This window comes from Streptomyces sp. GL_140, assembly GCF_057834465.1.
Genome location: NZ_CM174404.1, coordinates 1150134 through 1176596, shown reverse-complemented (window position 1 = coordinate 1176596; position 26463 = coordinate 1150134). Strand labels below are relative to the sequence as shown.

Below are 26463 nucleotides of genomic sequence, written 5' to 3'. Positions count from 1 at the left end.
ACGGACCGGCTGTTGTGCACGACGGAGCGTGATCACGGGGCCCGCCCGCCCCTAGCCTCGCGGCAGAAGGTACGCAGAAGGCACACAGGAGTACGAACGAGGGGCGGTACCCGGTGAACTGGCTGATCCACGACTACCGCGAGAGCGATCTCGCGGCCGTTGTCCATCTGATCGACACCACGGCCGAGCTCGGCCAGGAGTCCGTCTTCTCCCTGGCCGAGTGCATCAGCGCCCTCACCGACCGGCAGCCCTGCGTGGTCGCCGTCCACCAGGGCGTTCCGATCGGGGCCGCGCTGGCCTGCGTCACCGGCGAACGGGCCTGGGTGATGCGCATCGCCATCGCCGCCGGCTGGCGCGGCCGGGGACTGGCCAGCGCCCTGCTCGTGGAGCTGGAGCGCCGACTCATAGCCGCGCGCGTGGGCCGCATCGCCTACGTCCTGCCCGAGGAGGACCTGCTCGGCGAAGGACTGCTCAACGCCGGTTACACCCGGCAGCCCGCCGTCGCCTACTTCGAGAAGACCGAGCCGCTGCACGGACCGGCCGCGGGCCTCCTCGACGACCTCGGCGGCCGCTTCCTCCCCAACGACCTGTGGGCCAAGGTCGCCGGCATGGAGAAGGAGAAGGACCTCATCGAGCGGCGCGTGGTGCTGCCGCTGGCCGAGCCCGAGCGGGCCGCCGCGCACGGGGTCCGGCCGCCGCGCGCCATCACTCTGTTCGGCCCGCCCGGCACCGGCAAGACCACCTTCGCCCGCGCCATCGCCTCCCGGCTCGGCTGGCCCTTCGTGGAACTGCTGCCCTCCCGGCTGGCCGACGAGGGCAACCTCGCCACCGCGCTGCGCGACGCGTTCTCCCGGATCGCCGAGCTGGAGCGGGTGCTCGTCTTCATCGACGAGGTCGAGGAGATCGCACCCGTGCGCACCGAGCCCGCGCAGCCCGGCGGGATCCACGGGGTGACCAACGAGCTGCTCAAGCTGATACCCGGCTTCCGGGAGGGTGACGAACGGCTGCTGGTCTGCGCGACCAACTCCATCCGCTCGCTCGACCCGGCCTTCCTGCGGCCCGGCCGCTTCGACTACCTGATCCCGATCGGCACCCCGGACGCGGGCGCCCGCGCCGCGATCTGGGCCCGCTACACGGCGGGGCGCGGTGATGTGGACGTGGCGGCGCTGGTGGAGGCCAGCGAGCTGTTCACCCCGGCCGACATCGAGCACGCGGCGCGGATCGCGGCGCAGGTGTCCTTCGAGCGGGACCTGGAGGCGGTGGGCGCGCGGGGCGCGGCGGCGGCGCAGCTGGGCGCGAGCACGGAGGACTACCTGGCGGCGGTCGCGCAGTGCAGGCCGACGGTGACCCCGGCGATGACGGGGGAGTTCGCGGCGGACATCGTCGCGCACGCCAGGTTCTGAGCCCGGACGTGCAAATGGCCCGCAGCCACTCCCCAAAGCGGCTGCGGGCCTCCCGCGCGGACTTGTGATCCGTTGCGGGACGACCACGTTCCGGTTGGGGGTGTATCGCCGGCTGGAACGTGGACGTGAAGGGTGCCGGGGAGGCGTCCTGCGCGCTCTCCTCGACACCTTCGAGTCAACCAGCGAGGGGGGTGCGGGCACCTCGGCCGGACGGTCCCGAACGGCAGGCCGGAAGCACGGCTCCACCCGTCGGGCCGTAGGCCGAAAGGAGGACCGGGGTTAGGGTCGGGGCATGGCCTTCGTCGTCTTCATGACCATCCCCGGGCTGGCGCTGCTGCTGACCGCCATGGCCTTCCTCGACCTGGCGCTGGAACGCGCGGGCCGCGCCGGACTGCTGCCGTGGCGCTGGAACGGCCGGAAGGGGCAGATGTCCTCGACCGGCTTCGAGCAGCTGCACGCGAGCTTCTCGCCGGGCAAGCAGAACGAGCTCAAGGAGCGGCAGAGCGCCCTCGTCATGCGCGACGACGAGGAGGACGGCGCTCCGCCCCGCTCCCGGGTGGACCTCGACGGCGGCCGAGCGGTGATCCGGCTGCCGGCTACGGGCGGCAGCGGTACGTGAACTCCGCCGCGGCCGTCCGCTGCGCCGGGGACACCAGCTGCAGTTCGGCCTCGGCGGGGTAGGTTCCCGCGCCCTGGAAGGTCCACAACAGGTGCAGCCGGGCCTCGTGCTGCCCGCTGGGCACCCGCTCCGTCAGCTGCGCCGAGCGCGTGCCGTCACTGCGCAGCCAGCGGTAAGTGAGCACCCCCGCACGCCCGTTGGTCCGTACGACGGCCACCACGTCGGCGGTCGTGTCGCAGGCCGGGCCATTGGGGTCGGTGGCGACCGTGACGTCGCGGACCTCCAGGGCGGGTCCGTAGTGCCGCCAGCCGAGGTAGACGAGGACGGCGAGCAGGACCACGGCGGCGAGGGTGTAGCGCCGCCATTCGCCCGGCCGACGGCGCGGGGCGGGTGCCGGGTCCAGCGGGAACGGCAGCGGGAGCGCGGCCGTCACCCCCGGCCCGAACCGCAGCACGGACCCCTCGACGCGGTCCGGCCGGGCGCCGCCGCCCGGGGTCTCCAGCGGCCGGGTCGGGTCCTCCGGAGGGGTCACGCCCTCCCGCAGGGTCACGCCCTTCCGCAAGGTCACGTCCTCGCGCAGGGTCACGTCCTCCTGCGGGGTCGCCTCCTCCCTGCGGGTCACGTCCTCGCCCGGTGTCGCCAACCGCTGGGTCCCGGCCGGATCCTGGTGCGGTCCGGTGATCCAGTGGCTGCCGAGCACGGTGGCGCTGTAGTCGTCTTCGCCCTGCGGGGCGCGGGGGTCGCTCATCGGGGCACCGGTACGCAGGCCTGGAACTGGTAGGTCGCGTAGGCGTACCGCGTGGGCGCGGCGGGCGCGGTGGAGACACGGACCGTCAGGTAGCAGGCGCTGCCCCCGCGCGGTCGGGTGTGCGCCTGCGACACGCCGGTCGGCGATCCGGCGGGGGCGGTGAGGCGGTCGGTGCCGTTCGCGACGGCGAGGTCGTTCGGCGCGCTGCCGAGGAACCATTCGAGTGTCACGGTGGCGGGTCCGCCTTTCGCGTTGAGGCTCACGGTCGCGTCCACCGTCGCGCGCCCGGGTTTGAGGCCGACGGACACGCCGGAGACGCTCACGCCCGGAGTCGGAGTCGGTGTGGGCGTCGGGGACTTGGTGGCTGTGGGCGTCGGCGCCCAGCTGTAGCTCGGCGTGGCCGATGCGGACGCGGACGTCGAGGGCGTCGTACTGGGCGACGGGCTCGGGCTCGCGCTCGGGCTGCCGCTCTCGCTCGGCGACGCCGACGGGCTGGGGAGGGTTATCGGGGAGGCCGGGGCGTCACCCGCGGCGCTGGAAGTGGCGAACGCGTTCAGCGCCTTGGCTCCGCCCGGCTCCGCACCGACCGCCTGGTAGCCCAGTACGGCCATCACCCCCAGCACCAGCGTCGCCCCGGCCGCGACCAGGCCGCGCCGGCCCGGGGTCCACCCGGAGGACGGGGGCTTCGGCAGGGTCGTCGTGGCCAGTGCGGTGGTGCCTTGCGCGGAGACTCCGGCCGAGGGGAACAGCAGCGGCAGCAGGGCCGCAAGCGCGGCGAGCTTGCGCTGCCCGCGCTCCTCCCAGTCGGGCCCGTACGCGGCCTGCGCCACGCCCTCCAGCTCCGCCACGAAGGCCTCGGCGTCCGCCGGGCGCTGCTCGGGGTCCTTCGCCAGGCCCCGCCGGATCAGCGGACGCACCGGCTCCGGGGCCTCGGTCTCGGGGACCGGCGCCTCGACGTGCTGGACCGCGAGTTCGGCGAAGCTCTGCCCGTCGTAGGGCTTGCGGCCGGTCAGGCACTCGAAGAAGGTCGCCGTCGCGGCGTACACGTCGGCCGCGGGGGAGGCCGGACGGCCCTGCCACTGCTCGGGGGCCATGTAGGCGGGCGTACCCGCGGCCCCGGGGGTGGCGCCGAGCGGAGTGGCGATCCCGAAGTCCACGAGCTTGGAGGTGCCGTCGGCCGCCACCAGGACGTTCGCCGGCTTGTAGTCGCGGTGGACCACACCGGAGCGGTGGGCGTCGGCCAGCCCGAGCAGGGAGCCCTTGAGCAGGACCAGCGCCGCTTCGGGGCCGGTCCGCCCGCTCTGCTTGAGCAGCGCGTTCAGCGGGATCCCGTCGACGAGCTCCATCACGATGGCGGCGCCGCCGGGCGCCTCCACGTACTCGTACAGCCCGACCACGTACGGGGAGCGCAGATCGCCGAGCAACTGGGCCTCGGCCCGGAACTCCCGGACGAAGGCCGGGTTCTCGAGCATCCGGTCGCTCAGGTACTTCACCGCCACCGCGGTGCCGGTGCCCTCGTGGACGGCGAGCACCACGCGGCCGCTGGCGCCCGTGCCGAGCTCGCGTATCTCCGAGTAACCGGGAACCGACCACATGCCGTTCATGCCTTTCCCCCTGCCGTGGCGTGACCGCGCCCCGGGGCCGGTCGTCCCAGGCGATCGGCCATCACCTGGGACACATTCCCGCCACGGCTGGTTCCCGGCCGCGCGGTGCTCTCGGCGGGGAAGGGGCGGGGCGGGACCTCAGGCGGCCGCGGCCCGCGCGCCGATCATGGCGTGCAGCCGGTCGGCCGCCGCGCGTCCGAAGTCGGGATCGTTGATGTGGGTGTCGTAGTCGTAGAGCCGGGCGGCGCTGCCCCGCAATCCGTCACGCAGTGCCGAGAACAGCGCCCGGTCCGCGTGGGGGTCATGGTAGGGGCCGCCGGGCGCGCCGAGCGTGGACAGTCCGCGAAGTGGGACGCAGACGGCCGTGGGGCCGGTGGCCGCACGGAGTTTGGAGGCGACCCGGCGGCCGAGTTCGGCGCATTCGGCCTCGGTCGTACGGATCACCGTGATGGAAGGGTTGTGGACGCGGATCCGGCGGTAGCGGACTCTCTCGGGCAGGCTCTCCATCGGCCCGAACTTCACCATGTCCAGCGCTCCCAGGCTCACCACCTGGGGGATCCCGGCCCGCCCGGCCGCGCTGAGCCGGTCGGGACCGGCGGTGAGGATGCCGCCGCACAGTTCGTCGGCGAGCTCGCTGAGCGTGAGGTCGAGGACGCCCGCGAAGATCCCCTGGCCCGCCAGTTTCTCCAGCGTGCGACCGCCGGTGCCGCTGACGTGGAAGACCAGCACCTCGTAGCCGAGCTCGGTCAGCCGCTCACGGGCGGCGTCCACGCCGATCGTGGTCACCCCCGCCATGCTCGCCGCGATCAGTGGACGACTGCCCTCGCCCAGCTTGGCCGGCCGCCGCAGTTCCATGGAGGCGCGCTCGAACCCCTTGGCCATCGCGGCGACGGCCTCGACGGCGTTGGTCAGGACCGGTGCGGAGATGCTGTTGATCCCCGCGATGTCCACGATGCTGTACATCATCGTGATGTCCGCGGAACCGACGTACGGGGCCACGTCCCCGGACGCCATCGACGAGACCATCACCTTCGGAACGCCCAGCGGCAGCGCGCGCATCGCCCGCGTGGCGATGGAGGTCCCGCCGCTGCCTCCGATCGCGAGGACTCCGTGGAGCCGCCCTTCGGCGTGCAGGCGTAAGAGGGTCGCTTCCGCGCCCTGGGCCATCGTGGTCACGGCCGCACCCCGGTCGGCGGCCGCGCGGAGCTCCGAGAGTTCCGTTCCCGCTGCCCGCGCGACCGCTTCACGCGGCACATCGGCGGGCACCCGGGGCTCGTCCATGATTCCTGTGTCGACCATGACCACTTCGACGCCGGCGCGCAACAGCCTCTCGCGCAGCCAGCCGTACTCCACACCCTTGGTGTCCAGGGTTCCCACCAGCACGACGTTCGTCATATGTGCAATGTCCATGCAGATAGGGTTTGTTGGCAAGTAAAGGGCGGGTCAACCCTCATTCTCCAAGAGTTCCGACAATCGCTCCAGAAAAGGGATTTGAGACACCACCAGTTTGTTTCTGGCCATCGGGGGAGAAAACCACTCCACCCGGTCCAGCTCGGGGAACTCCGCGGTACGTCCCGATTTCGGCGGCCATTCCATGGTGAATGTTCCCGGTACCGCCAGTGCCGGATCGAGATCCGCCCGTACCGCCCAGATCGTCACCAGCTTCCCGCCGATCATCCGCACCTCGCCCAGTGGCAGGTACGGGCCCTCGGGCGGCGGCAGCCCGAGCTCCTCCTCGAATTCCCGGCGGGCCGCGTCGACCGCGGTCTCCTCGGGGCCGTACTCGCCCTTTGGGATCGACCAGGCGCCCGCGTCGCGCCGCTCCCAGAGCGGGCCGCCCATATGGCCGATCAGTACTTCGACGCCTGTGGCCCCGGATTCCCTGAACAGGAGCAGACCGGCGCTCCGTTTGGTGGTCATGCGTTCATGTATGCCCCCGTGCGGCGGGAGTCAGTGCTCGTACGGGGGCGGGTACGGGTACAGGTGCGGGCACCGGTGCCCGTGCGGGCTCAGTGCTCGTGCGGTCCCTGGCGGTGGACCGGGCCGTGGGAATCCGCGCAGTGCGGGTCGGCCGGTTCCTCACCCGGGCGGCCGACGGTGAGCAGGGAGTCCTGGGCGTGGTCCACCTGGAGCGTGGTGTGCGTGATCCCGTACTCCTTGGCCAGCAGCGCCTCCAGATCCCGGCGCACGGCGTGGCAGTCGCCCTCCTCGGCCACCAGCACGTGCGCGGACAGCGCCGCCTGGCCGGAGGTGATGGTCCAGATGTGCAGGTCGTGGACCTCGGTGACCGGCGGCTGCCCGACGAGGCGGTCGCCGACCGCGTCCGGGTCCACATGGGCCGGAGCGGCCTCCAGGAGGATCCGTCCGGACTCGCGGACCAGACCGTAGCCCGCCTTGACCATCAGGACGACCACGACGAGCGAGGCGATCGAGTCGGCCTGCCGGAACCCGGTGGTGAGCACGATCAGACCGGCGACCGCGGTGCCGATGAAGGCGAACAGGTCGTTGAGGATGTGCTGGTACGCGCCCTCGACGGCCAGCGAAGTGCGGTTCGCCTTCGAGATGCACCAGGCCGCCGCGATGTTCACGACGATGCCCGCGAGCGCCGTGACCAGGACCAGCCCGCCCTCCACGGGAGGCGGATCGAGCAGTCGGCGTACCGCCTCGTACGCCAGCCAGACCGCCAGCAGCAGCAGGGTGAGCCCGTTGGCCTGCGCCGAAAGTATCTCCGCGCGCTTGAGGCCGTACGTGAAACCGCCGCGCGCCGGCCGGGCCGCCAGCCGCATCGCGATCAGCGCGAGGACGATCGAGACGGCGTCGGTCAGCATGTGCGCGGCGTCGGAGATCAGGGCCAGGGAGTGCGCCAGGACGCCGATGACCACCTCGACGGCCATGAAACCGACGATCAGGCCGAGGGAGATGCCGAGCCAGCGGCGGTCCGCGTCCAGGGAGACGCCGTGGCTGTGGCCGCCGTGGCCGTGGTCGTGGGCGCCGCCGCCGTGGGAGTGGCCGTCGTCGTGCGCGTGCCCGTCGTGGCCGGTGGTGGCGTCGTGCTCGTGCGGCGCGTGGTCCTGCGCGCTCATGGCGTCCCCCGTCAATCGTTCCGTGTTCCCGCCGGATCCGGCCGGATGCGTCGCCTGAAGTGAAGCGCACCTACCGAAGATGGGCAAAGGCTGCAACGGGGACCGTTGTCATTACCTATAACGCCCCTTTGACCTGCGGTGATGCCGAGCCCTGCCGAGCGGGTCGGATCGTGGGAAAATCTCCCCATGGTCCAGCGCCACGGTGCGGCGACCGCGCCCGAACTCGTACTCGAAACCGACCGTGGCTCGACCGCGATGAGCCCTCGCCGGACGTACCACGTCGGCCGCGACCCCCTCTGCGAGATCTGCCTCGACGACGCCCGCGTCTCCTGGCACCACGCGGTCCTGCGCCCCGACGGCGACCACTGGACGCTGGAGGACGAGGGCAGCACCAACGGCACCTGGGCCGACGGCCACCGCGTCCAGGAATGGGCCGTCGGGGTCGGCAGCGAACTGCGCTTCGGCAGCGCCGCCGACGGCCCGCGGGTCCGCTTCGTCGACCCCGCCCCGGGCACCTCCCACCCCTCCTCGGTCTCCCATCCGGGCCTGACCAGCACCTTCCGCCGGCCGACCACGGTCCGCCCGCTCGCCGCCAAGGCCGCCGTCCGGATCGGCCGCGCCCCCGACAACGACCTCGTCATAGACGACCTCGTCGTCTCCCGCCGGCACGCCGAACTGCGCGCCCTCGCGGACGGCACCTACGAGATCGCCGACCTCGGCAGCCACAACGGCACCTACCTCAACGGCGCCCGCGTCGACCACGCCGCCATCGGCGAAGGCGACATCGTCGGCATCGGTCACTCCGCCTTCCTCCTCGTCGGCGACCAGCTGCAGGAGTACGTCGACACCGGCGAGGTCTCCCTCGACGTCCAGGACCTCGGCGTCGCCGTCGACCAGGGCCGCAAGACCCTCCTCGACCAGGTCTCCTTCCCCGTCGGCGCCAAATGCCTGCTCGCCGTCGTCGGCCCCAGCGGAGCCGGCAAGTCCACCCTGCTCGGCGCGCTCACCGGCCTGCGCCCCGCCGACCGGGGAACCGTCCTCTACGACGGGCGCGACCTCTACCGCGACTACGCCGAACTGCGCAGCCGCATCGGCCTCGTCCCGCAGGACGACATCCTGCACGGCCAGCTCACCGTCCGCCGCGCCCTCGCCTACGCCGCCGAACTGCGCTTCCCGCAGGACACCGCCAAAGCCGAACGCGAGGCCCGGGTCGACGAGGTGATCGGCGAACTCGGCCTCCAGCAGCGCGCCGACCAGCCCATCCACAGCCTCTCCGGCGGCCAGCGCAAACGCGTCTCCGTCGCCCTGGAACTGCTCACCAAGCCCTCGCTGCTCTTCCTCGACGAGCCCACCTCCGGTCTCGACCCCGGCATGGACCGCTCGGTGATGCACATGCTGCGCGGCCTCGCCGACGACGGCCGGACCGTCATCGTCGTCACCCACAGCGTGCTCAGCCTCGACGTCTGCGACCAGCTGCTGGTCCTCGCACCGGGCGGACGCATCGCCTACTTCGGCCCGCCCCAGGAAGCGCTGGCCTTCTTCGGCTTCGCGGAGTGGCCGGAGGCGTTCGAGGCGTTCGAGGACCAGCAGGGCCGCGACTGGGCCGGGGAGTACCGCGCTTCACCGGCCCACCGCCGGCACGTCGAAGTCACCGCACGCCAGCCCCTGCTCGCCGGGCAGGGATCCGGACGGCCGACCGGAGCCCCGGCGCACGCGCCGCCGAAGGCACAGAGCTGGGGCTCCCAGCTGTCTACCCTGGTCCGCCGCTACGGCGCCGTGCTCGGCGCCGACCGGACCTTCCTCATCATCATGATCGCGCTGCCGTTCATGATGGGCGCCATGGCCCGCGCACTCGCCGGGAACACCCTCACCGCCGAGACGGCGCTGAACGCCCTGCTCATCCTGTGCATCGGCGGCGTGCTCACCGGCGCCGCCAACGCCGTCCGCGAGCTCATCAAGGAACGGGTGATCTACCAGCGCGAGCGCGCCGTCGGGCTGTCCCGCTCCGCCTACCTGATGTCGAAGGTGGTGGTGCTCGGCACGATCACCGTCCTGCAGGCCGCGGTGCTGACCGTCGTCGCTCTCGGCGGAGTCAACCTCAACGCCCCGGGAGGCAAGGGCGTCTTCATGCCCCCGCTCATCGAGATCGCCCTCGCCGTGGCCCTGCTGTCCTTCACCGCCATGATGCTCGGCCTGATGATCTCCGCCCTGGTCCGCAAGGAGGAGGTCACGATGCCGCTCCTCGTCCTGATCGCCATCGTCCAGGTCGTCTTCTGCGGCACCCTGCTGAAACTCACCGGTGTACCCGTCATCGAACAGCTGGCGTGGTTCGCGCCCTCCCGATGGGCGATGGGCGCGATGGCCGGCACCATCGACCTCGCCCGGATCGTCCCCGGCAAGCTCACCAGCGACCCGCTCTTCGCCCACGAGAAGGGGGTGTGGCTGCTCAACATGGGCATGCTCGTGGCCCTGTCCGTGCTCTTCGGAATCGTGGTCCTGCGGCTGCTGCGCCGCCACGAGCCCGCGATCATGCGGAAGTAGGGCGGATGACGACTCCTGGAGGGGCTCCCGACTTCCGGCCCACCCACGTCGTGCCCCAGGACGGTCTGCCCGCCTGGGAGGGGCCCGACCTGTCCCGGCCGACCACCGCCCTGGACGCCTTCCTGCCCGTGCGGCTGCTGGCCCGCCGCGGCGAATGGGGGGAGATCCTGTGCGCCAACGGCTGGTCCGCCTGGGTGGACGGACGCCTGCTGGTCGCCGTCCCGCAGCCCCCGCCGACCGGCGGCCGCCCGATCACGCGCACCGAGGACCCGCAGCCGCTGCTCGCGGCCGCCTGCGACGAGCTGGACCGCTACCGGCGCGCGGTGGCGGAGCTCGCCGCTGGGAGGGTGGACGCCGAGGCCTTCCGGCGCGTCGTACGGGGACTGCGCGCCGGGGTCGTCGTCGACGGGGAGTCGGTGTGGCTCTACGACGACACGGCGGGACGGTGGATGTACGCGGACGGGAGCCGCCTGACGACTTACGCGGTCGTCGCCGGACCGGGTGCTCCGCCCGCGCGGGAGACGCCGTCGCGGGAACCGGACACGGCAGGAGAGGGCGACGTACGAAAGAACCCGGCTGAGCCCGCGCCCGCGCACCCGCTCACCACGATCGTCACCCCGCCCCCGCCCGGGCCGGAGGCGGGATGACGGGCCCGGCGGCGGACGAGAACCCGGCGCGAGGGCGCTCGTCCGACCTGCGGGGACGGCGGATCGCCGGCTACGTGGTGGAGGAGGAGATCGGGCGCGGCGGGATGGCAGTGGTCTACCGGGCCCACGACGTACGGCTCGACCGGACGGTGGCGCTCAAGCTCCTCGCGCCCGAGCTGGCGCGCAACGACACCTTCCGGCAGCGGTTCGCGCACGAGTCGAAGGTCGCGGCGGCCATCGACCATCCGCACATCGTGCCCGTCTTCGAAGCGGGCGAGACGGACGGGCTGCTCTACATCGCCATGCGGTACGTGGCCGGCCAGGACCTGCGGGCCCTGCTGGACCGGACGGGGCCGCTGCCCGTGGGGACGGCGGCCCGGATCGCCGGGCAGGTCGCCTCGGCGCTGGACGCGGCGCACGCCCACGACCTGGTCCACCGCGACGTGAAACCCGGCAACATCCTCGTGGCCGAGGGCACCGACAGCGAACATCCGGAGCACGTCTACCTGACGGACTTCGGTCTGACGAAGAAATCGCTGTCGCTGACCGGGTTCACGAGCGTCGGCCAGTTCGTCGGAACCCTGGACTACGTCGCGCCCGAGCAGATCTCCGGGAAGCCGGTGGACGGGCGCTGCGACGTCTACAGCCTGGGGTGCGTGGTCTACGAAACCCTGACCGGCGGGCCGCCGTTCCAGCGCGACGACGACATGGCCCTGCTGTGGGCCCACCAGTACGACCCGCCGCCGGCGGTGACCTCGCGGCGGCCCGGCCTGCCGGCCGGGGTGGACGAGGTGCTGGCGCGGGCCCTGGCGAAGTCGCCGGAGGACCGGTGGGGGAGCTGCCTGGAGTTCACGGGGGCGCTTCGACGGGTGGGCGCGGCCGCGGCGGGGGCGGCGGGCGCGGGGGCGGCCGCGGATCTGCGGGGGCCGACCCGGGTGGCGGCGACCGCGGACGGGCCGCCGCCACCACCGCCGCAGTGGGCCCTGCCGGTCTTCCGGCCCGTCCAGGCCGGGGCTGGGGCCGAGGGAGCTCAGTCGCCGTCGGGGGAGGGCACGCACACGACGTGAGCGGTGACCTCGGCGTGCGAGGCCGAGGCGTACCAGCCCTTGCGGCCGCCCGCGTCGAGGACGGGGTGACTGGCCAGGACGGCGTGTCGCAGCGAGCCGTCGCGGGCGCGGTCCCAGCGCCCGGTGGAGTACCCGCCGGACTGCACGGTCGTGCCGCGCGGGCAGAACACCCGGCTGACGGAGACGGCTTCGGCGCTCGCGTCCTCGTGGCCGGTGTTGCCGGAGAGGTAGCGGGTGCCGGGCCCGGTCGCCTGGGTGGGGAGGGCGGTGGAGAGGGTCAGCGCGAGCGCGGAAAGGGCAAGCAGACCCGCGGCGTGAAGCGGCCGGAACAGGCCTTTGGTCATGTTCACGGAGGCGAGCGTGCCACGCAGAAACGATCCCCCGATGAACCGATTTCTGTCGATTCACCCGTACGGCGCAATCGTCGGCCTGTGCGACCCGTCCGGGCGCGGGGCGCGGGTGCCGATTCCGGGGTGTGAGCGCGGGATCCGGGCGTCCGGTCAGCGGTGCCGGCGGCGGGGGAGCAGCGCTCCGAGGAACCCCGCGACCGCACCCGCGACGAAGGCGAGGCCGACGGTACGCCAGAGGACCGCACGCAGCTCCACCTTGCCGCTGAGGTCGTCGACGTCGCCGATGCCCAGTACGGACAGGCCGAACTGGGCCTGGACCCGGCCCAGCAGGCAGACCACCAGAGTGGCCAGTGCCAGGGCCACCGCCAGGTGCAGGGCGTGCTGCCAGGGCCGGACGTGGACCGGGGAGCGGGCGGCCGCCAGCGCGCCCGCGCCGATCAGCAGGACGACGGCGAGCACCACCAGCCACCACGCCCGCGCATCCCGCTCCGCGAGCGAGGCCACGTCCACGGTGGACAGGTCGGAGCCGGAGCCCGAACCGGTGGCGCGCAGCACCTGGTCGAGGGCCTGTGGCATCGGCAGCCCGAACGGGCCGTCGGCCTTGCCCTCCCAGGCCCCGCCGAAGCCGATCGTGAGGGCGAACCAGACCAGGTTGGGCAGGCCCAGCAGGATCACCGCCAGGGTGCGGCCCGCATGCCCCTGGGTCGCGGCCACGAGCAGGCCGGCGACGACGCCGATGACCACGTACGCCAGCAGCAGCGCGACCACGGCGAATGCGGCCGGCCGCACCGCCGCGTGGAAGCGGACCAGCGAGGCGGGGAGCGGCGCGCGGCGCGAGACCAGCAGGGCGATCAGCAACAGGCCCAGGATCCAGAGCAGTCCGAAACCGATGGTGGCGGGGATCGCGGCTCTGAAGCCCACCGTCGGTGTGGAGTCCAGGAGTTCGCCGAGGTCTCCGATGGCCGAGTTGCCCGTGGAGATCGTGAAGTCCCGGTGGGCCAGGAGGGCGGTACCCGTCAGTGCGGCCAGCCAGAGGACCATCAAGGGCACGGCCCGGCCGAGGAGTTCGAGCGGTCCGGCCACTGCCCGGTTGTGCAGGGGGCGCAGGAAGAGCCAGCCTGCGGTCAGCGCTCCGGCCAGGCTGACGGACAGGGGGAGCACGGACAGGCTCGCATCGGCCCCGGCCAGGAAACCGGCCCCGCCCGTGACGTCGACGGAGCCGCCGGCCGCCATCACCACGACGGCGGCGACCACATTCGGGAACCCGCCGCCCGGCAGGTCGACGGCTCCGGCCAGGCACAGGCCGGCGGCGGAGAGAACGGCCATCACGGCGAAGCCCGCGACGACGGCCACGAGGGCGTCGCGCCATGCTCGCGCGCCGGGCTTCGCAGGCGCATTGTGGCTCATTTCGGGATGGCTCACCCTGACACCGTAGGCATCCCCGGCTTGCGGCCACCACCCGGACGGCGCACACAATGGTCGACAGGAGCGTTAGAAATCCGGATATGTCCGCATGATGCCTGCGGGACGTCCACATGGGACCGGACTCCTCCGCCTGGGAAGAAGAGCCTGTGACCACGCAACCCTCCGGTGAACGGCCGCCGCAGCCCCCGTCGCAACCCGAGTCGCCGTCGCCGTCGTGGCCTTCCTCGTCCGGGCGCCCCACGGGCCCGCCTTCCGGGCCGCTGTCCGGCGGGCCGGAAGGCCCTCCGCCGCCACCCCCGCCCGCTCCTCCCGGTTCCGGCGGGGCGGGTGGTCCGGGCGGCACCTCGGCGGGGCCGCCCCCGAAACCCTGGTGGCGGTCCGTTCCCCGGCTCGCCACCGCGATCGTGGCCCTCGCCGCCGCCGTGACCCTGGCCGTCGTACTGACCAGGCCGACCGGCGGCGGCACTGCCACCTCCGCGGGCGGTGAGGTGTTCCTGCAGCCCGCCGCCGCGTCCGGGCCGGACCCCTTCACCGAGTCCACCGCCGCCGAGCAGGCCGCACCACCACCGGAGAGCCCGCCCCCGCACAGCCTGCCGCCGTCGGCGGCTCCCGCGACCGGAGGAACGGTCACGCGGAGCGTCGCGGGGTCCTCGCCGGGCCTCTACGGGGGCACGAAGAACGTGGCCAGCTGCGACGTCGAGAAGCAGATCAAGGTGCTGTCGGGGCAGCCGTCGAAGAACGCCGCCTTCGCCTCGGCGCTCGGGCTCCAGCCTTCGGCCGTACCCGGGTACCTGCGGTCGCTCACCCCAGTCCAGCTGCGGATGGACACGCGGGTCACCAACCACGGCTACCAGGACGGCCGGGCCACCTCCTACCAGGCGGTGCTCCAGGCCGGGACGGCCGTGCTCGTGGACGACCGGGGCGTGCCGCGGGTGCGGTGCGCGTGCGGGAACCCGCTGGGCGAGCCGGTGGCGCTGCGGGCCGATCCGAAGCGTTTCGGACAGCCCTGGACCTCGTACCAGCCCGCGCAGGTCGTGGTCATCGCGCCGTCCGTGACCATCGTGAACAAGTTCGTGATCTACGACCACCAGGACCGCCACTGGTACGAGCGCGACCGGGGTGACCACCACGGCAGGCACGACAAGCCGATCCCGCCGCCGGTGTTCCCGACCCCGACGCCGACGCCGACCCTGTCGCCGGTGACTTCACCTCCGCTCACTTCGCCGCCGGTGACTTCACCCCATGTCACCTCTCCGCCGGTCACCTCTCCGCCCGTGACTTCCCCTCCGCCGTCGTCGGAGTCCCCGTCGCTCTCGCCCTCGGCATCCGAGTCCTCGTCGGAGTCCCCGTCGGAGTCTCCGTCGAAATCCCCGGCGGAGTCGCCTTCGGAGTCGCGGTCCGAGCCGCCGTCCGAGTCGCCTTCGGAGTCTCCTTCGAAGGCCTCGGAGTCCCCGGAGGTCGTGCCGTCCAAGTCCGAGTCGGCGTCCGCTTCCGTGTCTGCCTCCGAGTCGGCTTCGGAGCTGCGATCGCCGTCCGCCTCCGCGTCCGAGTCGCCTTCCGAGTCGCGGTCCGCGTCCGTGCGACCCTCCGAGTCGCCTTCGATGCAGCGGTCCGCGTCCGCGCGCCCGTCCGAGTCGCCTTCGACGCAGCGGTCCGCGTCCGCACGCCCGTCCGAGGCGCCTTCGCCTTCGTCTTCGTCTTCGGCGCTGCGGTCCGCGTCCGCGTCCGTGCCCGCCTCCGAGCCGTCTTCGAAGCCGCGGTCCTCGGCCGCGATCGAGCCCACGGCCGTAACCGAGTCCGCTGCCGCTCCGTCTTCCGTCCCGCGGCCGGAGATCTCTGAATCCTCCGCTCCGAAGGTCCCGGAGTCCCCGGTGCAGGAGGTTCCGCAGTCCCCGACGCCGTAGTCCGGTCCCCCGACCGGAGTGCTGCGGAGCATCCCGAAGCCTCCCCGGGGCCACTGGCCCCGGGGAGGCTTCGGGAGCGTCATCGAACGGGGTCGCCGTTAGCGGACGCGGCCGTACATGTTCGGGTTGTACGCGCTGAAGCTGGAGACGCGGACCTGCTTCCCCGGGCGCGGGGCCTCGATGTACTTGCCGTCGCCGAGGTAGATGCCGACGTGGTGGATGCCCGAGGCGCTGCCGTTCGAGGTCCAGAACACCAGGTCCCCGCGGCGCAGTTCGGAGCGGGAGATGGGAGTGGTGGCCCGGTACTGGTCGGAGGCCACGCGGGGGAGGGACATGCCCGCGGAGCGGTAGGCGGCCTGGACCAGGCCCGAGCAGTCCCAGCCGTGCGGGCCGTTGCCGCCCCAGACGTAGTTGTCGCCGAGGTGGCTGTTCGCGAAGGAGATGGCGCCCTCCGTGCCCTGCCGGACGGGAGTGCCGGAACCGCCCGAGGAACCGCCCGAGGAGCCGGAAGAGCCGGAGGAACCCGAGCCGCCGGAGGAGCCGGAGCCGCCCGCGTGGCGTTCGTACTTGTCCTGGTGGCTGGTCCAGCGCCACCAGCCGGTCCCGTCCTTGTACCAGTACACCCGGTCCGTCGAGTCCCAGCCCGCGCGGCCGCGGAAGGTCGGCTCGGAGGTGCGTACGGAGGAGGAGGAAGCCGAGGAGCCCGAGGAGGAGGGCTTCGAGGCGCTGGAACTACCGCCGTTCGCGACGTACTTGCTGTAGTGGGACGTCCAGCGCCACCAGCCGGTCCCGTCCTTGTACCAGTACTTCGAACCGTCCCAGCCCGCTCGGGCCGGGGCCTGCTCGGCGGACGCGACGCCCGCGCCGGTGCCCATCAGCAGGGTCGCACCGACGGCCGCGACGACGGCTCCGCGCAGGGTGCAGCGGCGGCGGGCGGTGGCCTTGACAGCCGTCGTGCCCCGGGCGCATCCGGCGCAGTCGCAGGTGTCGGGTATCTCTTCGGTGAACTCGGGCGTGCGCATGCGGGGTTCCTTCTCTGTCGGGGATGTTCTTTCAGCGGGCGTCGGCGGCAGGGCCGCGCGCCGTGTAGAAGGCCACGGTCAAGTCCTTGACCAGGGCCTTGCGTTCGTAGTCGTCCAGGCCCACGAGCCCGCGGTCCGACATCCGGTGAACGGTGTCGTCGACCGCGTCGAGGACGGAAGTCAGGACGGAGTCCCGGTGCCGGGCGTCGATCGAGGCGATCCGGCGGCGCTGCATCGCGGCGGCGACCTCGGGCGCGTACTCCACGTTCAACGGCCGGGCGGAGAAGACCTCGATGCCCACGGGCCTGCATTCGGCGGCGAGCATCCGGGTCAGCTCGTCGCCCACGGTCTCGGTGTCGCGCAGGGTCTCCGGTTCGCCGGGTTCCGGGTCGAAGGAGTCGGCGGGCATCCGGGAGAGCACCCGGGCGACCGCGGACTCCACCTGTCCGCGCAGGTAGGAGGTGTGGTCGTCCACGGCGAGCAGCGCGCGGGCGGTGTCCTTGACCCGCCACACGACGAGGACCACGGACCGCAGCGCGGTGCCTTCGGCGTCGACCGCGCAGAGCGGCTCGCTGCGCCAGTGCCGCAGCCGTACGTCGACCCGTGCGTGCCGGGGCAGCGGGCTGGACCAGACGAATCCGGTGCGCCGGATCGTGCCCCGGTAGCGCCCGAAGAGGGTGAGCGACCAGGCGTGGCCGGTCCGGCCGCGGCGCAGTCCGGAGAGGGCCGCGAGGGTGAGGAGCGCGCAGCCGGTGAAGAGGGCGAGCGGCCAGGCCTCGGTCGGGGAGGCGGAGGGGCGGAGCTCCTCGTACCGGGCGAGGACGGCGGCGCCGGCCGTGGCGAGCGCGGCGACGACCAGGGCCCACCACCCGGAACAGGCCCGCGCGGGGCGTTCGGTGAGCTCGGGGTCGAGCACGGGGGGCAGCGTCCGCGGGGAGGGCGTCGGAGTCGACGGTGGGGCGGGCCGGGGTATCGACCCGCGGACGGCGGGCTGGCGGAGGGTGTCGGAGTCCGCGGCTCCGGCCGCGGTGCGGGTGGGCGCGCCCTGCGCCGTCTCGTCGCGGAAGAGCGGGCCGAGGACGAGCGGATCCCGGTACGGCCGCACGACGAGGCTGCCGCGGCCGGTCCGTGCGCCGGCGCCGACAAAGCCGCCTGGCGCGGCGGATATCCGGTCCGGGGCCGATGCCCCGTCCTGCTGCTCCGGCGTCCCTCCCTCCGCCCCTCCCTCCCTTCCGTCGGCCGGGCCTCCGGTCGTATTCGGCGCTTGCGACAAGCCACACCCCACACAGCCGTGGCGTCAACACCCCTGCTTCGAGAGGGTTCTGACGCCGGTAAAGATGATCATGATTGGATCAATCTTCGCGAAATCGTATAAGTCGTCCATTCGGCAGAGGTCATGACAGGCCGGGACTTTGGTCCTTTTCTGTGGGGATATGGCCGGAAGTGGCGGTGGGTAGCGCATACGGAGGGTGATAATCCGCTCGACACGCCGGACCCGCCCTGTGCGCAGCGCGAACGCCGGAATGGCACGAACGCCGGGAACGGCACGGGCGCCGCGTAACGCCCGTCGGCACCGCGAGCGCCCGCCGGCAGCGCGACCGGTGCGACCGGCGCGGCCGGCCGAAGGGTGAGACCCTGAAGGCGTGGCCGAAAGGGGAGTGACCCCTCAGGTCGAGTGGCCCGCCCGACCGGACACGAGCCTCGCGCTCAACCGCATGGGCACCTTCGACTGGGACCTCGACAGCGGGCAGATGCATCTGGACGCCACCGCTCTCGAGGTGGTCGACCTGCGTCCCGAGGAGTTCAGCGGCACCCCCGCCGGGCTGCGCTCCCGCCTCGCCCCCGGCGAGGAGGTCCGGCTCGACGCGCGGGTCGCGCAGGTGCTCAAGGCCGGCCGAAGTCACTACGGGGCCTACGTGCGCAGCCGCGCCAGGGACGGCTCCCCGGGCTGGACCCACATCCAGGGCCACATCCTGCGGGACCCGCACGGGCGCCCGTACCGGATCATCGGGATCATCCGCGACGCCGCCCACGATCCGGGCGAACCCGGGGCCGCCGGGGAGCGGGACGAGGGCCGGCGCAGGCTCACCGGGGTCGTCGAGCGGACCACGGCGATCCTCGCGCACGCCCGTACCGTCAACGACGTCACCGACATCCTCAAGGACCCCGAGGCCCTGGGCCATCTCGGCGCGGTCAGCGTCATGCTCGGCGTGGTCGACGGCGGCCGGATCCATCTGGTCGCGGAGGGGCGGCTCGGCTCGTACGTCCCGGAGACCGAGTACACGCGGATCGACGCCCCGCTGCCGATGAGCGAGGCGGTGCGGCGCCTGCGGCCGGTCTACCTCGGCTCCCGCGAGGAGTTCCAGGAGCGCTACCCGCTGCTGTGGCCCTACATCGAGCCGCTCGACGTCCGCAGCGGGGTCTACCTGCCGCTCATCGCCCAGGGACGGCCCATCGGCGCCCTCGGGCTGCTCTACCCGCGGGACGGCGACTTCACCGCCGAGGAGCAGAACGTGCTGATGGCCCTCGGCAGCGGCATCGCGCAGAGCCTCCAGCGCGCCATCCTCTTCGAGCAGGAGCACGATCTTGCTGAGGGCCTCCAGCGGGCCATGCTGCCGCGCCGGATCCCGGAGGTGGCGGGGGCGCGGATCGCCGTACGGTACCGGGCGGCCCGGATGGGGCGGGACATCGGCGGCGACTGGTACGACGTGATCCCGCTCGACGGCGGCCGCGTCGGCGTGATGATCGGCGATGTGGAGGGGCACGACACGGACGCCGCCGCGGTGATGGGGCAGCTGCGGATCGCGCTGCGCGCTTACATCTCCGAGGGGCACACCCCCGGCGCGGCCATGGCGCGGGCCTCGGCCTTCCTCCGGGAACTGGAGACGGAACGGTTCGCCACGTGCACGTACGCCGAGATCGACCTCACCACCGGCGCGTGCAGGCTGGTGCGCGCCGGGCACCTCGATCCCGTGGTCCGCCGCGGCGACGGCAGCTGCCACCGGATCCAGGTGGTGGGCGGACTGCCGCTCGGCCTGCCGTCCCCCGAGCCGCCGGACGGCCGCGCCGGAGGCACGGGATTCCCCGTGACCAGCCTCGACTTGCACCCCGGCGACACCCTGCTGCTGTGCACGGACGGCCTGACCGACCGGCCCGGCCAGGACACCGAGACGGGGATGCGGGAGTTCATGGAGGCCGTCCGCAACGGCCCGGCCGACGTGGAGGAACTCGCCGACGTCCTGTGCGACCTGGTCGGGGACTCCGGCGGCGGGGACGACATGGCCCTGCTCGTGCTGCGCCGCCGCGGCACCCCCGCCCCGCGAGGCGGCGGCGCGCTGCACCACAGCCTGGTCCCGGGCGACCCCGACGCCCCGGCGATGGCCCGGCATCTGATCCGGGCGGCGGTCGCGGCCTGGGGCGCGTGGGACCAGGCCGACGAGATCGAGCTGGCGGCCGACGAGCTGATGACCAATGCCCTGGTCCACACGGACGGGGTCGGCCAGGTCAGCATGCGGCTGACCCCGGACGGGCGGATCCGGATCGAGGTGGAGGACACGAGCAGCGCCCTGCCGCGGCAGCGCGAGGCGGGCGACTGGGCGGTGTCGGGGCGGGGGCTGCTGCTGGTGGACCGGCTGGCGGACGCCTGGGGCGTGGAGCCGCGGGGCGGCGGGAAGTGCGTGTGGTGCGAGTTCACCATCCCGGTCCGGCCCGCGCCGGGAGCCGGTCCCGGAGGTCCGGCTCCTGGTTCCGGGGGTCAGGCCGGTCCCGGCTCCCCGGCGGGGTGAGGGCTACTCGGCCTGGCCAACGGACCAGTACGAGCCGTCCTGTCGCAGTTGGAGGCTGGCGGCCCATATCTCCTTGGCCATCTTGTACGGGATGAAGAGATTGCCGATGGGGATGAACCACGCGCCGATGGCCCAGCCTCGGGAGCGCGTGACCGCGCCCGGGTTGAAGGTGTCGGCATTGCCGTAGGCGCGGTGGAACCAGATGATGAACAGGACCGCCGTGCCGAGGAACAGCGGCCACTGGGCCATGGAGCTCAGCGCCATCAGGCTCTCCGGCAGGGTGATGCTCTGCTCGGTGATGGTGCCCGTGTACTTCCCGGTGCCCGCGGTCGTGCTGACGTACAGGCTGATGCCCGCCGAAGCCAGGTCGAGCACACCGGAGAGCGTGAGCAGACCCTGCTGGTCGCCGGAGGCGCGGCGGCGCCCGAACTCGCCGCCCTGCGTCCCGGGGACGCGGTCGCCGTCACCGCCCGGCCCGCCGTGCCCGGGGGGCGGACCGCTCCCGGTCGGCGCCGTCGGCGGCCGGGAGGCGCTCGTCGTGGCCGGGGTCGCGCAGAACCACGACGGCGAGCCGAACAACACCGCCGCCCCGCGCACGGCCGCCGGGTTCTCCCGCGACGGCCGGCGGCTGCGGCTGGTCACCGTGGACGGCCGCCAGCGCGACAGCGGAGGCCTGACGTTGACGGCGCTCGGCCGGATGATGCACGGGGTCGGCGCGTACGAGGCCCTGAACCTGGACGGTGGCGGCTCCGGAGCCCGGCCCGCCGTGGAACTCGCCGACGGGGGCGGGAGAGCGGTCACGCTGCGCGGGCCCGCCGTGGACTGGACGGGCTGGCGGGAGATCAGCCTGCCGCTCCCGGCGGTGGCGGAGCGTCCGTACACCTTGACCCGGCTCTCATCGTGGCGATCGCAGTCCGACGTCCCGGTCACAGCACTAGGTGGCCGTCCGAACCCGGGGGAGGCCGAAGGCGGCCATGCGCTTCTCCTCGTAGGAGAGGAAGCCGAGGCTGCGGTAGAACGCGGCGTTCCTCCGTCCCTCCGGGGTCGACTCGTGGTCGGTGGAGAGCAGGAAGAAGCGGCAGCGCACGTACCGGGCCTTGAGGTGTTCGAGCAGGGCCCGGCCGATGCCCTGGCGGTGGAACCTCGGGTTCACCAGCAGGTCCTGGACGTAGCAGATGCTCTCGTCGTCCGAGACCGTGCGGGCGAGCCCGAGCAGGGTGCCGGACTCGTCCCGGGCCGTGACGACCAGGTGCGAGTTGGCGAGGCCGCGGCACAGCTTGTCGACGTCACAGGTGTAGCCCACCCACTCGACGGAGTCGTAGAGCTCGAACATCTCCTGCGGATCGAACACGTGCTCCTGGGCTATGCGCATGCCGCTCCCCTCGTCGCCGTCATCCATGGATCAGCCGGTGATCCTGGCCGTGAACGCGTCGAGGTTCGCGAGGGCGCGGGCGATCTTCTCGTCCACCGTCAGCGTCTCCTCGAAACCCCTGGTCTTCAGCTTCGGCTGCCGCTTGCCCCTGATGTAGAGCGAGCAGGCGAGGTCGGCGCAGACGTACGTGCCGACCGTGTTGCCCTCCCGGCCGCGGGCGCCCGCGAGCGGGGCGACGAGGAGGGTCACGCCGGAGGAGGCGTGGCCGGTCAGGCAGATCTGGCAGATGCTCGACTTGAAGCCGCCCACGCGGTTCGCGGCCGGCACGCGCAGCGAGATGCCGATGGCCCCGCCGTCCGCCGCGGGCCGTACGAGGTGCGCGCGCTGCGGGGCGCCCGGATCCACCCAGCCGAGGAAGTCGAGGTCCTGCCAGGGGAGTTCGGCGAAGTCGACCGGCAGCTTCATGCGGGCGGCCTCGCCCTTGGTGCAGTTCACGAAGGACGAGCGGATCTGTTGGTCGTTGAGCGGGTCCATGGAAAGGCACGGTACGGGGTGATACCGGCCCTGGCCAGCCGATTTCCGCCGGTCAGGGCCCTGGAGGCGGCCCCCGCACCTTGACGACAGGCCCTAGAGGCGGACGAGCGTGACCTCGGTCGCCTTCACGCTGGTCCACACCTCGGCGCCGTCGACGATGCCCAGCTCGGCCGCCGCCTCCGGGGTGATCTCCGCGACCAGATCGGGTGCCTGCGCCGAGCCGACCAGCACGCGCAGACGGCTGCCGACCGAGGTGATCTCCCGTACGGTGCCGGGCCAGACGTTACGGGGGCTGCCGCCCGGGCGGTCCCGGTGCACGGACACTGCCTCCGGGGCGATGATCGCGAGCGCCTGCGCACCCGCGGGCAGCGCCTCGGCCACCACGAGACGGCCACCGCCGGCCAGTTCCAGCCCGTCCGCCGACGCCGTCCCGGGCCAGGCGTTGCGGCCGAGCATGCGGGCCACCCAGGGGGAGCGGGGATGGCGGGTGACCTCGGAGGGCGGGGCGTCCTGGAGGGTCTTGCCGTCGGCGAGCACGAGGACGCGGTCGGCGAGGGAGACGGCCTCGACGGGGTCGTGGGTGACGATCAGGCAGACCCCGCCGAAGCCGGCGAGGTGGGTGCGCAGGGTGTGGCGTACGTGGGCGCGGGTGGTCTGGTCGAGGGCGGCGAGCGGCTCGTCCAGGAGCAGCAGGCGGGGGCGGGCCGCCAGCGCGCGGGCCAGGGCGACGCGTTGGGCCTGACCGCCGGAGAGCTGGGCGGGCTTGCGGTGGGCGAGGTGGCCGACGCCGAGCCGGTCCAGCCAGGCCTGCGCCTCGGCGCGGGCCCGCGCGCGCGGTACTCGGCGGGCGCGCAGCCCGTAGGCGGTGTTGGCGAGGGCGTTGAGGTGGGGGAAGAGCGCGCCGTCCTGCGGGACCCAGGCGACCTGCCGCTTGTGCGGGGGCAGCGCGGTGACGTCGGTGTCGCCGAGGCGGAGCTCGGCGTGGGCGCGCGGGGTCAGTCCGAGGAGCGCGCGGAGCAGGGTGGTCTTGCCGGCGCCGTTCTCGCCGACGACGGCGATGGTGGTGCCGGGTTCGGCGTCCAGGGTGAGCTCGTTGAAACCGGTGACCGTGGCGTGCAGCGGCCAGGCGGGAGCCGTCGGCACGGAACGAGGATCCTCGGCCGGGGAGGCCGGGGCGGACGGATCCGCGGGGCCCACCTGGTCCGCGGGGCTCGCGGGACCCACCCGGCCGGGCGCACCTGCCGGAGCGACGCCGTCCATCGGGTGCGGACCGGGAGGCTCCTCCGCGATCACGGGTGCTTCGGCGGAGTTGCGGGCGACGGGAGTCCCCGTCCACCTGCCGCGCAGGCCGATGAGTACGGCCATGGCGATCGCGAGCAGCAGCAGGGATACGGAGGTGGCGGCCTCGGGCTGGTCCTGGAGCAGCAGGTAGACCTGGAGCGGCAGGGTCTGGGTGGTGCCGGGCAGGTTGCCCGCGAAGGTGATGGTGGCGCCGAACTCGCCCAGTGCGCGGGCCCAGGTCAACGCGGCGCCGGCGATCAGGCCCGGGGCCACCATCGGCAGCGTCACCGTGAAGAACACGCGGACCGGCGTGGAACCGAGGGAGGCCGCGGTCTCCTCGTAGCTCTGCTTGAGGCCGCCGAGCGCGCCCTCCAGGCTGATCACGAGGAACGGCATCGCCACGAACGTGGCCGCGACGACCGCGCCCGAGGTGTGGAAGGGCAGCGTGATGTCGAAGGTCCCCTCCATCCACGGGCCGAGCAGCCCGCGCCGCCCGAATCCGAGCAGCAGGGCCACACCGCCGACGGTGGGCGGCAGCACCATGGGGAGCAGCACGAGCGAGCGCACCAGCGCCTTGCCCTTGAACTCGACGCGGGCCAACAACCAGGCGAGCGGCACCCCGAGGAGGAGCGAGAGGCCCAGGGCCCACAGGGACACCACCAACGAGAGCCTGAGCGCCTCCACCACACCCGGGCTGGTCAGGTGCGTGCCCAGCTCGCTCCACCGGGTCCGGGTGAGGATGCCGATCAGGGGCATCAGCAGGAACGCCACGGCGAGCAGCGCGGGGAGCGCGAGGGCCACGGGGGGCCGGGCGCGGTGGGTACAGAGTCTGCTCATATCGGGTTCCTGGCTGGGGAAGCTGTGGCGGCGGGTGAAGCGTAGTGCGCGGGCCGGGACGGGAGCACCCGGCCGGGCGGGCGGCCGTCAGCTCGTCAGCTCGTCAGCCCGTCAGTCCGTTCGTCCGTCAGTCCGTTCGTCCGGACAAGAGAAGAGGGGCTGCCCGTCCCCCCGGACCGGGCAGCCCCTCTCCGTCAACGGAGCCAGTTGCCGTTACGGCTTCTGGAAGCCGGCGTCCTGGAGGATCTTCTGCGCCTCCGGGGTGGTCAGCCACGCCACGAACGCGGCGGCGGCCTCGGCGTTCTTGGAGCCCTTGAGCGAGGCGGCCGGGTAGGAGGCCACGGCGTTCTCGGCGTCCGGGATGTCGACGACGGCGACCTTGTCACCGGACTTGAGGGTGTCGGTCTTGTAGACGAGGCCGGCGTCCGCCTCGCCCAGCTCGACCTTGCTCAGCACGGCGCGGACGTTCGGCTCCTGGGAGACCGGCTTGACCTCGATCTTCTGCGCGTCGAGGATCTGCTTGCTGTAGCGGCCCACCGGAACCTCGGGCGCGGCCAGCACGACCTTGATCTTGGTGTCGGCGAGGTCCTTGAGGCCGCCGATCTTGAACGGGTTGCCCTTGCCGGTGGCGATGACCAGACGGTTCTTGGCGATGATCGCCGGGTCGTTGGTCTCGGCCAGCAGGCCCGTCATGGTCTTGGTGTCGGCGGTCACCAGCGCGTCGGCCGGGGCGCCCTGCTTGACCTGGGCGGCGAGCTCCTGCGAACCGGCGAAGGAGAAGGTGATCTTCGTGCCCGGGTGCGCCTTCTCGTACGCGGCACCGGCGGTCTTGAAGACGTCGGTGAGGGAGGAGGCGGCGAGCACGGTGAGGTTCGCGGGCTTCGGCTCGGCCGAGGCCGAGGCGGAAGCGCTCGCGGAGGCACCGGCGTCCGTCTTCTTGTCGTCGCTGCTGCCACAGGCGGCGAGCGCCGGCACGAGCAGGGCGGCGGTCAGGGCGAAGGCGGCGGTACGGCGGTTCAGCGACAGGTTCGGGGACATGAGCTGGTGCTCCTCGGTCGGGTCGGCGGCCGGCCTGGTGCCGGGTCCGCGTGGTGGTGACCCGCGCCGGTGACGGGCGGAGCGGGTGGGGACGCGCGGTGCTGAGCGGAAGTGCGTCTGCAGTGGGCTACGGAGTTACGGAGCTGCGTAGCTGGAGAGCTACGGGGCTGCGGCTACGGGATCCCGGGTACGGGGTTCGGCGACCGGGATCCGGATCCGCACCGGTTCAGGTGCGGTCGATGTGCACGCTGGTGGACTTCACGCGGGCGGTGGCCTGCATGCCGACCTCCAGCCCGAGCTCCTCGACGGCCTCACGGGTGAGGAGGGAGACCAAGCGGTGGGGACCGGCCTGGATCTCGACCTGGGCGGCGACATCGCCGAGCTTGACGGCGGTGACGATGCCGGGGAAGGCGTTGCGCGCGGAGGTGTACGTCTCCCCGTCCTCGGTGTGGGCACCCTGGGCCACCTCGATGGAGAACGCGGCCAGGGCGCGTCCGTCGATCAGACGGCGGCCGCCCTCGTCGCGATGGGTCGCGACTCGGCCGGCGTCGGCCCAGCGGCGTGCGGTGTCCGGGCTGACGCCCAGCAGGCGTGCCGCCTGACCGATGGTGTAGGACTGCATGTGCGACACCGTAGGGGTACGTCTCCGGCATTTGCAATTCCATTGGGATGATGTACATGGCAGATGCTAGCCGCCTTGTGGTAAACGCCAAAAGCTGTTCCGCTTTCGTCGGCCTGGACGGCCGGTGCCGCGGCACTAAAGTCGGGGCATGGCTGAAGAAGGAACCACGGGGACGGGATCGGCGCGGGTCGACGTGTGGATCTGGTCGGTCCGGCTGACGAAGACGCGGGCGATCGCGGCCGCGGCCTGCCGGGCGGGCCATGTCAGGGTCAACGGCGAGCGCGCCAAGCCGGCGCAGTCGGTGCGGGCCGGGGACGAGGTGCGCCTCTTCCATGCCGGTCGGGAGCGCATCGTGGTGGTCCAGCGCCCGGTGACGAAGCGGGTCGGCCCTCCGGTCGCCGCGGAATGCATGATCGACAACAGTCCGCCGCCGCCGACCCCCGTGGAGGCGGCCGTGGTCGGCATCCGCGACCGTGGCGCGGGCCGCCCGACGAAGCGCGAGCGCCGCGAGATCGAGACGCTGCGGGGCAGTCGCTAGCAGCAGGAGAGGTCAACCGAAGCCCGGTCCGGCGTGCAGCCGG

The 26463-nt window shown here is 72.8% G+C and carries 22 protein-coding genes and 2 pseudogenes; 9 read left to right on the top strand and 15 right to left on the bottom strand.

Going from position 1 to position 26463, the window contains the following annotated elements; all coding sequences use genetic code 11:
• The first annotated feature begins 113 nt into the window (after positions 1-113).
• Complete coding sequence (locus tag AC3IYJ_RS05430) at positions 114-1403, top strand: ATP-binding protein (protein WP_489400205.1); 1290 nt, start codon at positions 114-116, stop codon at positions 1401-1403.
• A 292-nt stretch (positions 1404-1695) separates the two neighbouring features.
• Complete coding sequence (locus AC3IYJ_RS05425) at positions 1696-2022, top strand: DUF6191 domain-containing protein (RefSeq protein ID WP_489400204.1); 327 nt, start codon at positions 1696-1698, stop codon at positions 2020-2022.
• Here the strand turns inward: AC3IYJ_RS05425 and AC3IYJ_RS05420 are convergent.
• The 5 genes from AC3IYJ_RS05420 to AC3IYJ_RS05400 all read right to left on the bottom strand — a co-directional run bounded on the left by AC3IYJ_RS05420 (position 2000) and on the right by AC3IYJ_RS05400 (position 7457).
• A complete protein-coding gene (locus tag AC3IYJ_RS05420) occupies positions 2000-2770 on the bottom strand; it encodes a hypothetical protein (RefSeq protein WP_489400203.1) in 771 nt (256 codons plus the stop codon). The two genes, AC3IYJ_RS05425 and AC3IYJ_RS05420, sit on opposite strands and share 23 nt — an antisense overlap.
• Positions 2767-4374, bottom strand: a complete 1608-nt coding sequence (locus AC3IYJ_RS05415; RefSeq protein ID WP_489400202.1) for a serine/threonine-protein kinase — start codon at positions 4372-4374, stop codon at positions 2767-2769. The genes AC3IYJ_RS05420 and AC3IYJ_RS05415 overlap by 4 nt, the downstream gene beginning before the upstream one ends.
• Before the next feature lie 138 nt (positions 4375-4512).
• The gene (locus AC3IYJ_RS05410) at positions 4513-5769 is read right to left on the bottom strand and encodes a Tm-1-like ATP-binding domain-containing protein (protein WP_489402696.1); all 1257 of its coding nucleotides are present in this window, start codon (positions 5767-5769) and stop codon (positions 4513-4515) included.
• Between the two features lie 48 nt (positions 5770-5817).
• Positions 5818-6294, bottom strand: a complete 477-nt coding sequence (locus tag AC3IYJ_RS05405) for an NUDIX hydrolase (RefSeq protein WP_489400201.1) — start codon at positions 6292-6294, stop codon at positions 5818-5820.
• 89 nt (positions 6295-6383) lie between these two features.
• Positions 6384-7457, bottom strand: coding sequence for a cation diffusion facilitator family transporter (locus AC3IYJ_RS05400; RefSeq protein WP_489400200.1), 1074 nt, complete (start codon positions 7455-7457; stop codon positions 6384-6386).
• A 186-nt stretch (positions 7458-7643) separates the two neighbouring features.
• On the opposite strand from AC3IYJ_RS05400, the gene AC3IYJ_RS05395 reads away from it, so the two are divergent.
• From AC3IYJ_RS05395 to AC3IYJ_RS05385, 3 genes are read left to right on the top strand one after another with little or no spacing between them, the layout of a single operon-like run.
• On the top strand, positions 7644-9998 hold the full coding sequence (locus AC3IYJ_RS05395) for an ABC transporter ATP-binding protein/permease (RefSeq protein ID WP_489400199.1): 2355 nt from the start codon (positions 7644-7646) through the stop codon (positions 9996-9998).
• Between the two features lie 5 nt (positions 9999-10003).
• The gene (locus AC3IYJ_RS05390; protein ID WP_489400198.1) at positions 10004-10645 is read left to right on the top strand and encodes a hypothetical protein; all 642 of its coding nucleotides are present in this window, start codon (positions 10004-10006) and stop codon (positions 10643-10645) included.
• Complete coding sequence (locus tag AC3IYJ_RS05385) at positions 10642-11712, top strand: serine/threonine-protein kinase (protein WP_489400197.1); 1071 nt, start codon at positions 10642-10644, stop codon at positions 11710-11712. The genes AC3IYJ_RS05390 and AC3IYJ_RS05385 overlap by 4 nt, the downstream gene beginning before the upstream one ends.
• Here AC3IYJ_RS05385 and AC3IYJ_RS05380 read toward each other — a convergent pair.
• Both AC3IYJ_RS05380 and AC3IYJ_RS05375 read right to left on the bottom strand, forming a co-directional pair.
• Positions 11676-12062 (bottom strand): hypothetical protein, encoded by a 387-nt coding sequence (locus AC3IYJ_RS05380; RefSeq protein WP_489400196.1) that lies wholly within the window; start codon positions 12060-12062, stop codon positions 11676-11678. The genes AC3IYJ_RS05385 and AC3IYJ_RS05380 overlap by 37 nt on opposite strands.
• Before the next feature lie 150 nt (positions 12063-12212).
• Positions 12213-13484, bottom strand: coding sequence for a streptophobe family protein (locus AC3IYJ_RS05375; protein WP_489400195.1), 1272 nt, complete (start codon positions 13482-13484; stop codon positions 12213-12215).
• A gap of 263 nt (positions 13485-13747) precedes the next feature.
• Between AC3IYJ_RS05375 and AC3IYJ_RS05370 the strand changes: the two are divergent.
• Positions 13748-14974 (top strand): annotated as a pseudogene (locus tag AC3IYJ_RS05370) (DUF6777 domain-containing protein); the annotation flags it as partial.
• Between the two features lie 515 nt (positions 14975-15489).
• On the opposite strand, the gene AC3IYJ_RS05365 reads toward AC3IYJ_RS05370, so the two are convergent.
• Together AC3IYJ_RS05365 and AC3IYJ_RS05360 are read right to left on the bottom strand one after the other, a co-directional pair.
• Positions 15490-16413, bottom strand: a complete 924-nt coding sequence (locus tag AC3IYJ_RS05365; protein WP_489400194.1) for a C40 family peptidase — start codon at positions 16411-16413, stop codon at positions 15490-15492.
• A gap of 31 nt (positions 16414-16444) precedes the next feature.
• A complete protein-coding gene (locus AC3IYJ_RS05360; RefSeq protein WP_489400193.1) occupies positions 16445-17518 on the bottom strand; it encodes an SPFH domain-containing protein in 1074 nt (357 codons plus the stop codon).
• 538 nt (positions 17519-18056) lie between these two features.
• On the opposite strand from AC3IYJ_RS05360, the gene AC3IYJ_RS05355 reads away from it, so the two are divergent.
• Entirely contained in the window at positions 18057-20198 is a 2142-nt protein-coding gene (locus tag AC3IYJ_RS05355) for a SpoIIE family protein phosphatase (RefSeq protein WP_489400192.1), read from the top strand.
• A gap of 3 nt (positions 20199-20201) precedes the next feature.
• Here AC3IYJ_RS05355 and AC3IYJ_RS05350 read toward each other — a convergent pair whose 3' ends face one another.
• Positions 20202-20573, bottom strand: coding sequence for a DUF4328 domain-containing protein (locus AC3IYJ_RS05350; protein ID WP_489402695.1), 372 nt, complete (start codon positions 20571-20573; stop codon positions 20202-20204).
• Between AC3IYJ_RS05350 and AC3IYJ_RS05345 the strand changes: the two are divergent.
• Positions 20482-20892, top strand: a pseudogene (locus AC3IYJ_RS05345) (phosphodiester glycosidase family protein); the annotation flags it as partial. The gene AC3IYJ_RS05350 and the pseudogene AC3IYJ_RS05345 overlap by 92 nt on opposite strands.
• A gap of 240 nt (positions 20893-21132) precedes the next feature.
• Here the strand turns inward: AC3IYJ_RS05345 and AC3IYJ_RS05340 are convergent.
• The 5 genes from AC3IYJ_RS05340 to AC3IYJ_RS05320 form a co-directional block, all read right to left on the bottom strand.
• Positions 21133-21570, bottom strand: a complete 438-nt coding sequence (locus AC3IYJ_RS05340) for a GNAT family N-acetyltransferase (protein WP_489400191.1) — start codon at positions 21568-21570, stop codon at positions 21133-21135.
• A 30-nt stretch (positions 21571-21600) separates the two neighbouring features.
• Positions 21601-22104, bottom strand: coding sequence for an FBP domain-containing protein (locus AC3IYJ_RS05335; RefSeq protein ID WP_489400190.1), 504 nt, complete (start codon positions 22102-22104; stop codon positions 21601-21603).
• Positions 22105-22197: 93 nt separating this feature from the next.
• Positions 22198-24222 (bottom strand): ABC transporter permease, encoded by a 2025-nt coding sequence (locus AC3IYJ_RS05330; RefSeq protein WP_489400189.1) that lies wholly within the window; start codon positions 24220-24222, stop codon positions 22198-22200.
• A gap of 213 nt (positions 24223-24435) precedes the next feature.
• Entirely contained in the window at positions 24436-25260 is an 825-nt protein-coding gene (modA, locus tag AC3IYJ_RS05325) for a molybdate ABC transporter substrate-binding protein (protein ID WP_489400188.1), read from the bottom strand.
• A gap of 226 nt (positions 25261-25486) precedes the next feature.
• Positions 25487-25882, bottom strand: coding sequence for a TOBE domain-containing protein (locus tag AC3IYJ_RS05320; protein ID WP_489400187.1), 396 nt, complete (start codon positions 25880-25882; stop codon positions 25487-25489).
• Between the two features lie 148 nt (positions 25883-26030).
• On the opposite strand from AC3IYJ_RS05320, the gene AC3IYJ_RS05315 reads away from it, so the two are divergent.
• Entirely contained in the window at positions 26031-26420 is a 390-nt protein-coding gene (locus AC3IYJ_RS05315; RefSeq protein ID WP_489400186.1) for an RNA-binding S4 domain-containing protein, read from the top strand.
• Positions 26421-26463 lie beyond the last annotated feature (43 nt).